At 43.3% G+C, this 15,076-nt stretch carries 17 protein-coding genes; 16 read left to right on the forward strand and 1 reads right to left on the reverse strand.

The features are described 5' to 3' along the window. Nucleotides 1-11: 11 nt before the first annotated feature. The 7 genes from QNH43_RS12220 (at nucleotide 12) to QNH43_RS12250 (ending at nucleotide 5,762) form a co-directional block, all read left to right on the forward strand. A complete protein-coding gene (locus QNH43_RS12220) occupies nucleotides 12-1,406 on the forward strand; it encodes a cobyrinic acid a,c-diamide synthase CobB (RefSeq protein ID WP_283918038.1) in 1,395 nt (464 codons plus the stop codon). Between the two features lie 35 nt (nucleotides 1,407-1,441). Further along, nucleotides 1,442-2,251 (forward strand): uroporphyrinogen-III C-methyltransferase, encoded by an 810-nt coding sequence (gene cobA, locus QNH43_RS12225; RefSeq protein WP_076371474.1) that lies wholly within the window; start codon nucleotides 1,442-1,444, stop codon nucleotides 2,249-2,251. Beyond that, nucleotides 2,230-2,793, forward strand: a complete 564-nt coding sequence (locus tag QNH43_RS12230; protein WP_076371472.1) for a nitroreductase family protein — start codon at nucleotides 2,230-2,232, stop codon at nucleotides 2,791-2,793. The genes cobA and QNH43_RS12230 overlap by 22 nt, the downstream gene beginning before the upstream one ends. A gap of 14 nt (nucleotides 2,794-2,807) precedes the next feature. Next, nucleotides 2,808-3,344: a cob(I)yrinic acid a,c-diamide adenosyltransferase gene (locus QNH43_RS12235; protein ID WP_283918039.1), complete on the forward strand. Its 537-nt coding sequence runs from the start codon at nucleotides 2,808-2,810 to the stop codon at nucleotides 3,342-3,344. 13 nt (nucleotides 3,345-3,357) lie between these two features. Beyond that, entirely contained in the window at nucleotides 3,358-4,875 is a 1,518-nt protein-coding gene (locus QNH43_RS12240; protein WP_283918040.1) for a cobyric acid synthase, read from the forward strand. 149 nt (nucleotides 4,876-5,024) lie between these two features. Then, nucleotides 5,025-5,297: an HU family DNA-binding protein gene (locus QNH43_RS12245; RefSeq protein ID WP_076371466.1), complete on the forward strand. Its 273-nt coding sequence runs from the start codon at nucleotides 5,025-5,027 to the stop codon at nucleotides 5,295-5,297. Nucleotides 5,298-5,600: 303 nt separating this feature from the next. Then, entirely contained in the window at nucleotides 5,601-5,762 is a 162-nt protein-coding gene (locus tag QNH43_RS12250; protein ID WP_283918041.1) for a hypothetical protein, read from the forward strand. Here QNH43_RS12250 and QNH43_RS12255 read toward each other — a convergent pair. Next, nucleotides 5,759-6,721 carry a protein kinase domain-containing protein gene (locus QNH43_RS12255; protein WP_283918042.1) on the reverse strand — a complete coding sequence of 321 codons (963 nt, stop codon included), beginning with the start codon at nucleotides 6,719-6,721 and terminating at the stop codon, nucleotides 5,759-5,761. The genes QNH43_RS12250 and QNH43_RS12255 overlap by 4 nt on opposite strands. A 77-nt stretch (nucleotides 6,722-6,798) precedes the next feature. Here QNH43_RS12255 and QNH43_RS12260 point away from each other — a divergent pair, with 77 nt between their 5' ends. The 9 genes from QNH43_RS12260 (at nucleotide 6,799) to QNH43_RS12300 (ending at nucleotide 15,051) form a co-directional block, all read left to right on the forward strand. Continuing rightward, nucleotides 6,799-7,266: a flavin reductase family protein gene (locus QNH43_RS12260; RefSeq protein ID WP_283918043.1), complete on the forward strand. Its 468-nt coding sequence runs from the start codon at nucleotides 6,799-6,801 to the stop codon at nucleotides 7,264-7,266. Between the two features lie 11 nt (nucleotides 7,267-7,277). Then, complete coding sequence (locus QNH43_RS12265) at nucleotides 7,278-8,759, forward strand: 4-hydroxyphenylacetate 3-hydroxylase family protein (RefSeq protein WP_283918044.1); 1,482 nt, start codon at nucleotides 7,278-7,280, stop codon at nucleotides 8,757-8,759. Nucleotides 8,760-8,791: 32 nt separating this feature from the next. Further along, complete coding sequence (locus QNH43_RS12270) at nucleotides 8,792-9,541, forward strand: IclR family transcriptional regulator (protein ID WP_283918045.1); 750 nt, start codon at nucleotides 8,792-8,794, stop codon at nucleotides 9,539-9,541. A gap of 44 nt (nucleotides 9,542-9,585) precedes the next feature. After that, the gene (locus tag QNH43_RS12275; protein WP_283918046.1) at nucleotides 9,586-10,146 is read left to right on the forward strand and encodes a 3-hydroxyanthranilate 3,4-dioxygenase; all 561 of its coding nucleotides are present in this window, start codon (nucleotides 9,586-9,588) and stop codon (nucleotides 10,144-10,146) included. Further along, on the forward strand, nucleotides 10,131-11,177 hold the full coding sequence (locus tag QNH43_RS12280; protein ID WP_283918047.1) for an amidohydrolase family protein: 1,047 nt from the start codon (nucleotides 10,131-10,133) through the stop codon (nucleotides 11,175-11,177). The genes QNH43_RS12275 and QNH43_RS12280 overlap by 16 nt, the downstream gene beginning before the upstream one ends. Continuing rightward, nucleotides 11,140-11,601, forward strand: coding sequence for a RidA family protein (locus QNH43_RS12285; protein WP_283918048.1), 462 nt, complete (start codon nucleotides 11,140-11,142; stop codon nucleotides 11,599-11,601). The genes QNH43_RS12280 and QNH43_RS12285 overlap by 38 nt, the downstream gene beginning before the upstream one ends. A 47-nt stretch (nucleotides 11,602-11,648) precedes the next feature. Beyond that, nucleotides 11,649-13,124, forward strand: coding sequence for an aldehyde dehydrogenase (locus tag QNH43_RS12290; RefSeq protein ID WP_283918049.1), 1,476 nt, complete (start codon nucleotides 11,649-11,651; stop codon nucleotides 13,122-13,124). Between the two features lie 246 nt (nucleotides 13,125-13,370). After that, on the forward strand, nucleotides 13,371-14,153 hold the full coding sequence (locus tag QNH43_RS12295) for a 2-keto-4-pentenoate hydratase (RefSeq protein ID WP_283918050.1): 783 nt from the start codon (nucleotides 13,371-13,373) through the stop codon (nucleotides 14,151-14,153). 16 nt (nucleotides 14,154-14,169) lie between these two features. After that, nucleotides 14,170-15,051 (forward strand): acetaldehyde dehydrogenase (acetylating), encoded by an 882-nt coding sequence (locus QNH43_RS12300; RefSeq protein ID WP_283918051.1) that lies wholly within the window; start codon nucleotides 14,170-14,172, stop codon nucleotides 15,049-15,051. The last annotated feature ends 25 nt before the right edge of the window (nucleotides 15,052-15,076 follow it).

Here is a 15,076-nt window from a genome sequence, read left to right on the forward strand (position 1 = left end):
GAGAAGCAAATATGTACGATAGAAGATTGGTAATTGCGGGTACCGGAAGCGGTGTCGGTAAAACGACATTGACCATCGGAATCATGGCAGCCCTCCAGAAGAAAGGCTATACTGTCCAAGGGTTCAAATGTGGTCCTGACTATATTGACCCTACTTATCATACAGCGGTTACAGGACGGATTTCACGCAATCTTGACAGTTGGATGTTCGATCATGACACTGTCCGAGAAATTCTTACCAAAGCAGGTACCGGAGCAGATATATCGATCATCGAAGGAGTCATGGGCTTCTTCGATGGCAAAAGTCCTTTATCCAATACAGGATCGACGGCTGAAATCAGCATCATCACGCAAAGCCCTGTCCTGTTGGTAGTCAACTGTGCCAGCATGGCACGGAGTGCAGCTGCAATCGTAAAAGGATTTCAGGCCTTTTCGACCGGTCCGGACATCATTGGTGTAATTGCCAATCAAGTGGGAAGTACGGGGCATTACAATATTGTCAAATCAGCCATTGAGCAAGAATGCGATGTACCGGTGCTGGGTTATATGAAGCGGGAAATGGATATTGATATTCCAAGCCGTCATTTGGGTTTAATTCCTGCTATTGAACGGGGGGAGCTAAATCCGTTTTTCGATAAGCTTGCACAATTAGTCATGGAAACGATCGATATCGATCAGTTGTACCGTTTATCCAAGACAAGCTCAGTTTCCAGTGGAAACTCAAATATATTTCAACCCCAAAATGAAAAGGAAGTGTGCATTGCCGTCGCAAAAGATGCAGCCTTCAATTTTTATTATCAGGAAAACCTTGAGTTGCTTGAAGCATTTGGGGCGAACATCAAGTATTTTTCTCCATTAAAAGGGGATGAAGTTCCATTGGAAGCTGATGGTTTATACCTTGGAGGCGGTTTTCCAGAGGAATTTGCAGCTGAACTTTCCGGTAACTTGGGTGCTATTGAATCCATCAGAAGCTCCATTGAAAAAGGGATGCCGACTCTAGCGGAATGTGGCGGTTTCATGTTTTTGAGCAAATCGATTGAAACAACTTCCAAAGAAACGCATCAGATGGCAGGTATTATACCGGGCAGGATTAAAATGCAAAAAAAACTTGCAGCACTTGGTTATCGAGAAATTACAGGAACTCCAGGCAATTTTTTGATCAATGAAATGGAGAGGGCAAAAGGACATGAATTCCACTACTCGACATTCGAAGCGGATGATGATCTTACACATGCTTATGAAGCCAAAGGCAGATTCGGTTCGAAACAAGAGGGGTGTGTATTGGGTAACCTTGTTGCTGGATATACTCACTTTCATTTTGCTTCCAATCCAACACTTGCAAAGAACTGGATTGATGCTTGCTTAAAACAAAAAAACAGATCTATCCATGAAACTATCAACAAGTAAAAGATATTTTTTGAAGATTAAGAGGAGGCGCGAGCATGAAACCGGGAAAAGTTCATTTGGTCGGTGCGGGTCCCGGAGATCCGAAACTGATTACGGTATATGGACTGGAATGTATCCAAAAGGCGGATGTCATTGCATATGACAGGCTTGTCAATCCAGAATTATTAACTTATGCAAAAGAAGATGCAGAACTGGTGTATTGCGGGAAATCACCAGGGAAACATCATCTCATTCAAAATGAAATACATGAACTTTTAGTGGAAAAGGCCTTACAGGGGAAAAACGTCACCCGTCTGAAGGGTGGAGATCCGTTTGTCTTTGGGCGGGGAGGTGAGGAAGCGGAGATACTGGCTGCTAACGGGATTGAATATGATATCGTCCCAGGAATCACGGCGGGAATCGCAGCACCGGCTTATGCGGGCATCCCGGTGACCCACCGTGATCATGCCTCAAGTTATGCCATTGTGACAGGCCATGGCCGTGATTACAAGGGGCAGGATAACTTGAATTGGCAGGCTTTGGCTCAGGGGATCGATACCATCGCCTTTTATATGGGAATAGGTAATATGCCGTTTATCTGTGAAAAATTGATGGAGCATGGCAGGGACGGCAAAACGCCAGTGGCTGTCATTGAATGGGGCACGACAGAAAAACAAAGGACGATTACCGGTACTTTGAGTTCGATTTCTTTGAAGGCTATAAAAGAAGAAATTCAAAATCCATCAATCTTTCTAGTAGGGGATGTCGTCCAATTAAGAGATAAAATCCAATGGTTTGAAAGAGTGATTGAATCAGAGTCCATTATTGAAGGGATTGAGTCGGAATGTCCATCATTCAAGAATTGAAGGAACGCCGGGCAATAAGGAATTACGAAGAAAAAGAAGTGGAAGACCAAAAAATCAGGCAGCTTTTGGAAGCGGCTACCTATGCCCCTAACGACCGATTGCGTGAACCTTGGAGTTTTTATGTAATCAAGGGAGAGGCGAAGCACCGTTATGAAAGATTGGCAGAAAGGTATTTACATGAACGCTTCCCGACCAAACCGAAATTGATTGAAAGTTCACTGGAAGTTGTAAAGACGACACCGCTTATCATCGTCGTGACTTCCGATATTTTGCCCGATGATCCGGATTCATCCGAAGACAATGTATTCGCTTCTTGTTGTGCCGTCCATTCGATGTGGCTTGCCGCAAAAGAACTTGGTCTCGGATTCGTTTGGCGCACTAGAGGAGTTGGTCTTGTCAGGGATGAACGCCTGCACGAATTTATCGGTTCACCGGAAAACAAAAAAGTGATCGGCACCATTTTTGTCGGATACCCTAAAGGCGATCAACCGGTTCCTGCTACTAAAAGGACTTCATACATAGATAAAACAGTTTGGCTATGAAGGTAGGTGAGTGAGTGGCACGCAGAGGATTAATGCTTATTTATACAGGAAACGGGAAAGGGAAGACGACTGCCTCATTAGGGGTGACTTTAAGGGCAATCGGCAGAGGGATGAAAGTCAAATACCTTCAGTTCATAAAATCCCCAGAGCGTACATATGGGGAAGCATTGGCTTTAAAAAAATTAGGAGTTGAAATGGAACAGCTAGGTATTGGTTTTACATGGACCAAAACTCCAGAAGAGCATCGCAGGGCATTATCGTTAGCTTGGGAAAAGGCGAGACTGGCCCTTAGTGACCCCGGGATTGATTTACTTGTTTTGGATGAGTTGAACAATGCATTGGCGATTTCCAAATTCCCGATTGAAGATGTCTTGCCATTGACTGAAGTCATCGATGCGATTCGAAATCGTCCAGCTCATATGCATGTAGTCATTACCGGCAGGGATGCCAAGCCAGAGCTTATGGAAATGGCCGATTTGGTTTCATCGATTGAGGCGACCAAGCATTATTATGACCAGGGCATCGGCGCTGTCAAAGGATTAGAGTTTTAAGGGGGTGAACGTAATGAAGGCACGATCCATCATGATACAAGGGACGTCATCTGATGTAGGGAAAAGTTTGATTTGTACGGCATTTTGCCGGGTATTTTCCAATAAAGGGTTACGTGTCGTCCCATTCAAATCACAAAACATGGCTTTGAATTCTTATGTAACCTTGGATGGCGGGGAAATCGGACGCGCTCAGGGAGTACAGGCGGAAGCAGCACGGATCACGGCAACGACTGATATGAATCCGATATTACTGAAACCGAAGCAGGATATGGTTTCGGAAGTCATCGTGCACGGAAAGCATTTTCTTGATATGAATGCAAAAAGCTATCGGTCCCAATTTGTCCAGGAAGCCATGCCGATCATCCGTAAATCGGTCGAAAAACTTCAAGAAGACTATGACATCATCGTACTCGAAGGGGCAGGAAGTCCGGCTGAAATTAACCTTAAGGACCGGGATATCGCGAATATGCGAATGGCGAAACTCACGGATGCGGCAGTCATTTTGGTGGCCGATATTGATCGTGGTGGAGTATTTGCGTCCATCATCGGCACACTTGCTTTATTGGATCAAGATGAACGAGAAAGTGTAAAGGGGATCATCATCAATAAATTTCGTGGCATGCGTGAATTGTTGGACGATGGCATTGAATGGGTGGAAAAGGAAACCGGGATTCCGGTTCTAGGGGTGCTGCCCTATCTAGACGTGAATATTGAAGCGGAAGATTCACTTGCTCTCTCCTCCTTACGTTTTAAAAAACCTAAAAAGTCCGAGTTTCCGATCGATGTAGCCGTCTTGAGATTTCCGCGGATCTCCAATTTTACAGATGTGGATCCTTTTTTTGATGAACCCGGAGTGGGTGTCCGCCTAGTAAGCAGTGTCCATGAGTTAGGTAATCCCGATCTGCTTATTTTGCCTGGTACAAAAAACACGATGGAAGATTTAGAATGGTTGAATCGTATGGGGTTGGATCGGGCCATCAATGAACTGCGGAAACAAGGAACGATGATCTTTGGCATATGCGGCGGTTTTCAAATGCTAGGGACTAAACTTTTCGATCCTGATGCGGTCGAAGGTGACGGTGAGAACGCGGAAGGGCTCTCGCTTCTTCCGGTGGAAACCGTTTTTCAAGCAGAAAAGAAAACGGTACAAATGGAAGGTGTCCTTTCTGCCGGTATAATGGAAGGTCAAATGAATCTTAACGGTTTCGAAATACATTTAGGCAGAACGACATTGAAGTCGCAAGTAAGGCCCTTTCTTTTATTGAAGGATGGAAGAGAGGATGGAGCCATTTCCAATGACAACAAGGTAATGGGAACATATCTTCATGGGATATTCCATAATCGCCTGTTCACTAGATTGCTTGTTAACCAAATTCGACGGAACAAGGGGTTGGAAGAAGTGAAGGAAAACGTCCAAAGCGACTCGGAGCGAAGGGAGGAAGCGTACAATCTCTTGGCTTCCCATTTGGAGGAAAACATTGATATGGATACCATCTATCAATGGCTGCAGCTGGAAACTTCAGAAAGTTAATGTTAATCAAAGCCCTTTTAACTTCCAAAAAGATCAATTTGGAGCTGCAATTCCTTTTATTTAGCCATAATAAGTGACAGAGGCATACAAGATATGTTATGTTGTCTTCTCTACATACTTTATACAAAATAAAAGGATGAGGTGTTCATATGAATAAAACAGAATTAGTGAGCAGTGTTGCAGCCCAAGCTGAACTGACAAAAGACGAAGCAAAAAAAGTAGTGGATGCATTGTTTGAAACAATCACGGCTACACTTGCTAAAGAAGAAAAAATCCAATTAGTTGGTTTTGGTACATTTGAAGTGCGTGACCGTGCTGCCCGTACAGGAAGAAACCCGCAAACTGGCGAAGAAATACAAATTGCAGCTAGTAAAGTACCGGCTTTTAAAGCAGGTAAGGAATTAAAAGACGCTGTAAAATAAAAGAGTAACGAAAAAACCTGGCGATGCGATATCCGCCAGGTTTTTTTGTATACTGTCTGATTTTGATTTGCGCTTCGAAGATCAGTAAATGACAGTCATCTTTATATATTCGGTGCCATTTTCAAACGGAGGCGTATAGGGCGTTCTCATGACCAACAATGGAAGAAGCCCACTCCATGAAGCGGTAATGGAACGTAACACAAATGAAAAAAAATTATAGTACTTATTAGTAAGGTTTATACTGTGTCTATGTTAGGCTAAGTAATAACAAGTTTTAAAACCAAAATAAAAGAGGTGAAAGATATGCTGAAGAAAATAATGAAAAAAATCAAACAGCTTTCCCAAGGAAGCAGTGAGCGAAGACATGGTCATTATCGCCGAGGCAGCAGCAGCCGAGGGTATAAAAGGTATCCCATGAGTGGAAGTGACCGCTACAAGAGAAAGGGGCGTGGCAGCAGCAGCTAATTCAATTTCTTTGACTGCAATGCAGCCTGCAGGTCCATTGAGATTTCCTTGATATCTGAATAAGGTTCTTGGATGCTTAATAACCTTTTCAGTATATGCACGGTTTCTTTTTCTAACGAAAGCTCTTCTGTCCAAGGAAGAGCCTTTTTACTTTTGGAAGCGTACGTCGTATAAAGTACATATAGAAGTATTTCCCCCAAGTCGTAAAAATCCTGCCTTTTCTGCTGTAAAATGGATTCTTGTGCCAGATCTGCCGAGTTGATCATTTTAGACAAACCAAAGTCTATCAAAATGGGCTGATGGTTCTTAAGTAAAATATTTGGTATACGTAAATCTTGATGGCAAATGTCATGGCCATGTAGATAAGATACTAAACCGACCAGCTCATCCAGAAAAAATAGAGACTCTTTCTCATTGAACGTTAATTGATTCAAGAAAATATGGTCTTCCAGATTATCCGCTTCAATGAAATCCATCACAAAATAAACATTTCCGTCATGTGAAAAATTCTCGTGAAATTTGGGGATGTTTTTGTGATTTAACATTCGTAATATGGTCATTTCATTTTCAAACTGTTTCAGCTCTTTTTTGCTGCGGCGTTTGCTTTTCCGGAGCTGCTTGATCACTATATTCTCATTCTTTTTCAAATCATTGCAAAGGTAAACAAGACCATAGCTTCCTGTACCGATTACAGCTTTCACCTCGTAACGGTCATTCAAAACCACTCCCTTTTTTAAAGGAATATCCACAAAAAATTGGTAGATCTTTCTTAAGGAACGCAAAATTGAAACTTCCCTCACCACTTTCATATATTCGAGTCGAAAAAGACCATTATTCATTAAGGTGGAAATATGAATGATCATGGATAGTTTAACACTGATTTTTGGTAATGCGGTAATGAAAGTCTTTTTACGATAATTCTTAAAACGAGCTATTAAAAAAATTTCCTTAAATTTCATAATATGAAATTATATGATTTTTAAAATTATTAAGTTTACTATAATGAATTCATAATAAAAGAATAGGAGGTGATAAGATGGATGGGCGCGAGTTGAGAAATTGCTTTGGTAAATTCCCAACCGGAGTCACGATAGTGAGCTGGTTTGATGGGAAAGTTCAAAAGGGCATCACTGTGAATTCATTTACCTCTGTTTCCTTGGATCCCCCGCTCGCTTTAGTATCGATTCATAAAGAAGCAAAAGCCTGCACTGGCATGAAAGGTAAATCTTTTACCATTAATATTTTGTCGGATGAACAAGAATCCATTGCATGGCAATTTGCGGGCAATAAACAGGAAACTCTTGAAATTGACTGGGAGAACAAGGGGATTTCGCCAAAAATAAATGGAAGTGTCGCCTGGATGGAATGCAAACCATGGAAAGAGTATGATGCTGGTGATCATGTATTGTTCATCGGTGAGGTCCAGGAGATACATTTCGAAGATTTGGAAGCGCTTACTTTTTATCGGGGGAAAATGGGGTCTGCTAAACAACTTGTAAAATAAGGGGGAATATTATGGCTATTAAAACCGGCGAAGAATATATTAATAGAATTAAATCAAGGAAGCCAGAAGTCTGGCTTGGTGGAAGAGTGGTTGAAGACATTTATAATGAGCCAATTTTTAAGCAGCCGATACAAGAAATTGCGAAGTTGTATGACATTCAACATGATCCGGAATATCTAGACGAAATCACCCACATTTGCAAAGAAACCGGGGAACGTGTGAACAATGCTTTCTTATTCCCTAAGACATCGGAGGATTTGCAAAAAAGAAGTAAATTATTTGAAGTGTATGCAAGGATGACATATGGACTTATGGGGAGAACGCCGGACTTTTTAAATGTCGTGGTCACTTCCATGGCACATAACTCCTGGTTTCTTGATGAATACAACAAAGACTGGTCAAAGAACATCAAGGATTATTATGCCTATATTCGTGATAACGATTTATTCTTGACGCATGCGATCATTAATCCTCAAAATGATCGAAGCAAGCAATCTCATGAACAAAAAGAAACATATACCCACTTAGGGACCGTTGAGGAAAGAGAAGAAGGAATACTTGTACGCGGTGCAAAGATGTTAGCAACCCTCGCACCGATTACAGATGAGGTGATTATCTATTCTTTCCCAGGATTCACACCAGGAGATGAACGTCATGCGGTAGCATTTGCACTGCCGATCGATACGCCTGGACTGCGCATAATCTGCCGGGAACCAATGCAGGACGGTACACGCTCGATGTTTGACCATCCACTGGCCTCCCGATATGAGGAAATGGATGCCCTGCTTGTATTCAATGATGTACTGGTTCCTTGGAATCGCGTCTTCCTATACAACAATGTTGAGGCGGCAAACCGCTTGTATCCAATGACGGGAATTGCTGAACAGCCTGCTCACCAATCAGGCGTGCGTGGATATATTAAACTGGCATTTGCCGTTGAGGTTGCTTGTAAAGTGGCAGACTCTATCGGAGTTGATGGATTCCTGCATGTACAGCGTGATTTGGGTGAACTTGTTCAATCCGTCGAAGTCATCCGTTCACTGCTTCGGGTAGCGGAATATGAGTACACGATTAATGACTACGGTGAGGCCCGGCCAAATCCGGATGCATTGGAAACGATTCGCGGCTTCCTCCCGGAGATGTATCCCCGTGCCATCGAAGTTATCCAGACCATTGGAGCTGGCGGGCTATTGATGTCTCCGACAGGGGCCGACTTTGATAATCCCGAATTGCGCAGTGATATCGATAAATATTATGGAGGACGTAGCGGGGTATCGGCGGAAGAGCGTGTTCGGGTGTTTAAACTGGCTTGGGATTTATGCGGGGAAGCATTTGGACAGCGCCTCCTTCAATACGAACGCTATTACACGGGTGATCCAGTTCGGAAAAGAGCGATTTTTTATAATAAATATAAGAAAAACAAGAACTTTGCCATGGTCGATGAAGTGCTTAACAAACCGATGCAAGTAGCCATCGATGCGGTTAACCAGTAATTTTAATAGTTGAATGGGGAGGGGGGGCCGTCATGATTTCGTCCGTTGAGAAGCTAATAAAGATACTTGATTTATTCACAAATGAAGAACCCTCACTTGGAAATAAGGAAATAGCTGAAAAATTGAATATGAGTCCAAGCTCATCTCATCATTTAGTGAAAACGATGTGCAAGGATGGGATGCTGATCCAAGGCAAAGATCGAAAGTACCGGCTTGGATGGAAGTTGCTTGAGTGGAGCAGTAGAGTCATGTATCAGCAGGATATTCATTTTGAAGCAGGTCCAATTATAAGTAATCTTGTCCTGCAATTTAGAGGTAATTCTCACATCGGTATGTTTCACGAAGGCGAAGTCAGGTTTGTGATGAAAATGTCGTCCCCTCATGCCGAGCATATGACCACATATATAGGAGCAAGAAAACCGGCTCATTGTACGAGCGCTGGGAAGGTATTGCTTGCCTTTAACCCATCCTTTATTCAGCCCACGCTTGCAAAAGGGCTATTGAAGCACTCAACCAACACGATTACTTGCATCACCCAATTGAATGAAGAGTTAAAGGAAGTCCGCAAACAAGGATTTGCAATTAGTGATGATGAAAATGATTATGGTTTATATGGCGTTGCAGCACCCATTAAATCCTATAATGGCCAAGTCATTGCGGCGCTTAACCTTGTCGGGGATCGGGATTATATGATTGGGAAAGAAAAGACGAGAATTATTCAGTCGGTGATTCGTTCAGCACAAATGATTTCAAAACAAGTTGGTTATATGTCGCTAGTGTAAATTTTTGGACTATTATGAAAATTTAAATGGGAGGTAGTTTATTTATGAAAGGACATGCTCAATCTTCAAAATTAAAGGCTAGATCATTAAATCTCATGAAAGTTATTGAAGACAATAAAAATTTATTGAAACCGCCGGTTAATAACAAAGTGCTTTGGGAAGATTCCGAATTCATCGTCATGCTTCTGGGTGGTCCGAATTATCGGCGCGATTTTCATGTAGACCCTTCAGACGAGCTATTTTATCAGATAAAAGGATCCTGCTATGTAGAATGCATCAATCAAAGCGGCGAGCGTGAAGTAGTGGAGGTGAAAGAAGGGGAAATGTTCATGCTGCCAGCTGACGTACCACATTCCCCTCACCGTGTACCGGATACTTATGGCATTGTCGTAGAGCGTAAGCGTGCTAAAGATGAGCTAGAAGATTTTGTTTGGTTCTGCGGGAATTGTAATCATGAGATGCTCAAAGCTACGATCCAATTGACGAATATTGAGGTCCAGGTGAAAGAGGCGATTGAGGCTTTCAACGGAAGTGAGGAACTTCGCACCTGTAGTGAATGCGGTCATGTCATGTCAGAAAACGTTGAGGCTTGGAAATGCGAATAGATTTCCATACCCATATTCTTCCGTTGGACCTGCCCGACTTAAGCGGTAAATTTGGTCAGGGACGCTGGCCAGTGCTAGAGCGGAAATGTTCTTGCGGGGCAGATATCATGGTAAGCGGAAAGCTGTTCAGGAAAGTGACTGACCAGGTATGGGACCCTGAAAAACGCATTCAGGATATGGATGCGGAAGGAGTCGATATGCAGGTGCTCTCACCTGTGCCAGTGACATTTTCATACTGGGCGCCAATTGACCAGGCGCTATACATGTCCCAGTTCCAGAATGATTTCATCGCCGAGACTGTGAACAGGCATCCAGACAGGTTCATCGGTCTCGGAACTGTACCGCTTCAGGATTTGAAAGTGTCAATTGGGGAAATGGAACGCTGTAAATTTGAGCTGGGCATGGCGGGAATCGAAATCGGTACTAACGTAAATGGAGAAAACCTGGATTCCCCTGTTTTATTGGAATTCTTCCAAATGGCTGAAAAGTGGAATGTCCCACTGTTTATCCACCCATGGGAGACAATGGCAAAAGACCGAACGGAACGGCATAACCTCATGTATACAGTGGCGATGCCGAGTGAAACGGCATTGGCGGCAGCAAGCATTTTATGGAGTGGCGTCATGGAAAAGTTCCCGGATCTGAAAATCTGTTTTGCACATGGCGGGGGCTCATTTCCATATATTTTACCGCGGATCGATCAGGGATGGGAAGTATGGCCTGATTTAAGAAAAACATCAATGCCGCCAAGTTACTATGCGCAAAAGTTTTATTTCGATTCACTGAACTATGATACCCGTAATATTCAGTATCTGATTGACCGTTTTGGATATAAGAAAGTGCTGATGGGTTCCGACTATCCATTTTTATTGAGAGAAAAGCCCCCAGGTCAAGTAATTGATGACACTCTAAATCTATCAGATGAAGTGAAAGCGAATCTTCTAGGGAGAAATGCATTGAGGTTTTTAAATTTGGAATCACGAGGGGAGAAGCATGGAAAAACAGATAAAAGCACCAGAACAAGTCCTTGAAGAACTTGGAATCATGCTTGAGCCGCCAAGGGAAGCGGTCGGCAACTACGTAAGCCACGTCCGGGTGGGAAATTTGATTTTCACATCCGGACAAGGTGTTGATGAATATCACGGCAAGCTTGGCAAAGAGCTGGAGGAAGAGGAAGGGTATCAGGCAGCGAGGCAGTCAATGATTAATCTTCTGAGGGTACTGAAGGAAGAGCTTGGAGAACTATCCAGAGTGAAAAAGGTAATCAAAATTCTCGGAATGGTTAATTCAACAGAAAACTTCACTGGACAGCCCAAAGTATTGAATGGCGCATCAGACCTGCTTGTGGCCGTCTTTGGAGAGAGGGGTAGACATGCTCGGTCAGCAGTGGGAATGGCCCAGCTTCCGAATAACACTGCAATTGAAATTGAAATGGTTGTGGAAATACAAGATTGAGGAACTTGAAATAAGCGGGTGTCTCAATAAAGGGAGAGGGATGTTTCATGCAAGCAGAAAAAGATAGTATAAATACAACTAAATCAATAGATTGCCGGCACTTTATTAACGGGGAATTCCTGAAACCAGATCAATCCAAGACTTTTGACAATATCAATCCCGCAACGGAAAAAATGCTTGGATGGGTTGCAGAAGGAGGAAAAGAGGAGGTGAATCAGGCTGTTTCTGCAGCAAGACATGCTCTTAAAGGTCCTTGGAAATCTTTTACCGATAATGAGCGCTCTGCGGTTCTAAGGAGAATCGGCGATATCATTTTGGAAAAGAAAGAAGAACTGACAATGTTGGAAACCCTTGATACAGGGAAACCATATAGCCTTGCACTGGAAATGGACATCAAGCGTTCAGCTCACAATTTCCACTTTTTTGCGGACTATATCACTACACTTGGTAATGAATCCTTCAATCAGGACAACATTGCACTTCATTATTCCATTAGGCGGCCCGTCGGGGTGGTAGGGATGATCAATCCTTGGAATTTACCCTTGCTATTGCTGACATGGAAATTGGCACCATGCCTGGCAGCTGGCAATACAGCGGTTATGAAACCGGCTGAACTGACACCGATGACAGCGACAAAGTTAATGGAAATATGTAAGGAAGCGGGAGTTCCCGATGGAGTTGTCAACCTTGTGCATGGATATGGTGTAAATTCAGCTGGAGCTGCTCTAAGTGAGCATCCGGACGTCGATGCGATAACATTCACAGGGGAAACAAAAACGGGAACGGCGATCATGAAAGCTGCTGCGCCCACGTTGAAAAAAATCTCCTTTGAACTGGGCGGGAAAAATCCCAATATTGTGTTTGCAGACTCGAATCTTGATGAAGTAATCGAAACGACATTGAAATCAAGTTTCATGAACCAAGGTGAAGTTTGTTTATGTGGATCACGAATCTATGTTCAGCAAGGATTGTATGACGAATTCCTTGAAAAGATGGTCGCGCGAACAAAAAAATTAAAAGTCGGGGATCCGTTTGATTCCGAAACGGATGTAGGAGCTGTAATAGGAAAAGAACATTATAAAAAAGTGATGAGTTACATTGACCTGGCGAAAGAAGAAGGAGCGAAAATATTAACTGGAGGAAGAAGAGCCGGACAGTTTGATAAAGGTTTTTTCATTGAACCGACAATTATTGCCGGAGTTACGCGTGAATCCCGTTGTGTAAGGGAAGAAATTTTTGGTCCTGTGGTAACGGTCATGCCTTTCGAAACGGAAGAAGAAGTACTGGAGTTCGCTAATGATACTCATTACGGACTGGGGGCAACGATCTGGACCAACGATTTAAGGAGGGCGCATCGTGTCGCTTCTAAAATAGAGGCGGGCATTATCTGGGTGAATACCTGGTATTTGCGTGATTTGCGCACACCTTTTGGGGGCATGAAGCACAGTGGCATCGGCCGTGAAGGTGGATCGCATAGCTTCGAATTTTACAGTGAATTGTCTAACGTCACGATTAAATTATAAAGCTCTTTTCGTAAAGATTGTTGTTTTTAAAACGAAACGATTTAAGGTTGATTGGAGCGGAAGTGCGAGACTCCTGCGGGAGCGGCGGGACAGGTGAGACCCCACAGGCGTTCACGCCTCCAGATGCTCACCGCCCGCCCCGCGGAAAGCGAGCATCTGGAGGGGAAATCGACCACACCGCTTTACTTGGTAGATAGCAACAAAGTATGCGAAAACAGCCAATTATAAAGAAGGAGGGAAGCATTCATGAACGTTAGTTTAACAGAATGGTCTGCCAGGTTTTTGAAAGCGGAAAAAACAGGAATTGCAGTTTCGGCCCCCACCAGTGAAATTCCGGATTTGGACGTGGAGGATGCCTACCAAATCCAGCTTGAAACCATACGAAGGAAAATCCAGTCCGGTCTGGAAGTATCAGGTAAGAAAATAGGCTTGACTTCAAAGGCTATGCAGGAGGTTCTGGGAGTGAATGAACCAGATTATGGACATTTACTTGATGGGATGAAAATAGAAAATAATGGATGTGTTTCGAGTCTGCGGTTGATCCAACCGAAAGTGGAGGCAGAAGTAGCTTTTATTTTAAAGAAAGATCTCCATGGTCCCAATATTACGGTTGAAAATGTAATCGAAGCGACTGATTATGTGGTTGCTTCGATCGAAGTGGTTGATAGCCGGGTGATGGACTGGAAGATTAAACTTCCGGACACTGTGGCGGATAATGCATCATCGGGGCTATATATTCTGGGAGATCGCAAAATTCAATTAAGCGATATCAACCTCCCTACCATTCGAATGAGCCTTTATAAAAATGGCGAATTCATAAACCAAGGAACAGGTGAAGCAGTACTTGGAAATCCAGCAACGTGCGTAGCCTGGCTGGCAAATAAACTGCATGGGTTTAAAGGTTCATTGAAAGCGGGCGAAGTAATTTTGTCCGGTGCGTTATCCGCAGCAATCGAAGCGAAACCAGGTGACCGTTTTTCTGCTGACTTTGGAGAAAAACTTGGAAAGGTTTCGGTTAATTTTGAGTGAAAGGAGCCCAGCGGCCTTGAAAAAACTAAAAGTAGGCATTATTGGATCAGGGAATATCGGCACGGACCTAATGATGAAAATTCATCGGTCGGATGTTCTGGAAATGTCGGTTATGATTGGTATCGACACGGAATCAGAGGGTTTGAAGAAGGCAAGGATGCACGGACATCATGTCATTGAAAATGGCATGGATGGTTTTTTGGAAAGTCCGGAGCTTGCAGACATTTTATTCGATGCCACATCTGCGAAGGCGCATGTTTTTCACTGCAAAGCCTTGAAAAAGATGAACAAAAAGCTGATAGACTTGACTCCTGCCGCAATCGGACCGTTTATCGTTCCTTCCGTGAATTTAAAAGAAAATTTGAATGAGGCGGTCGTTAACATGATTACATGCGGCGGTCAGGCGACAATCCCCATCGTTCATGCGATCAGTCAAGTGGTCCTGGTCGAATATGCCGAGATAATAGCGACAATTTCCAGCAGGAGTGCCGGTCCGGGAACCCGTGCCAATATTGATGAATTCACCCAAACGACGGCAAGGGCCTTGGAACAGGTGGGTGGAGCGAAAAAAGGAAAAGCTATCATTCTGCTAAATCCGGCCGAACCGCCACTCATCATGAGGGATACCATTCATTGTCTGCTTCAATCGGAATCCTTTGATGTGGAAGAAATAACAACATCCATAACTAAGATGGCGGAAAAAGTCTCTGAATATGTTCCAGGATATCGCCTGAAGACAGAGCCGATATTTGATGGGAAACAAATAACGGTCCTACTTGAAGTGAAAGGGTTAGGGGATTTTCTTCCCGTATATGCAGGCAATTTGGATATAATGACTGCTTCAGCTGTAAAAGTAGGGGAAGAGATCGCTAAAAGCCAATTCGAACAATTTGTTTGAAAAAGGTAATCGGAACTGTAAAGGT

Origin of the sequence: Peribacillus simplex (assembly GCF_030123325.1) — a bacterium.
In the GTDB taxonomy this organism is placed as follows: Bacteria; Bacillota; Bacilli; order Bacillales; family DSM-1321; genus Peribacillus; species Peribacillus simplex_D.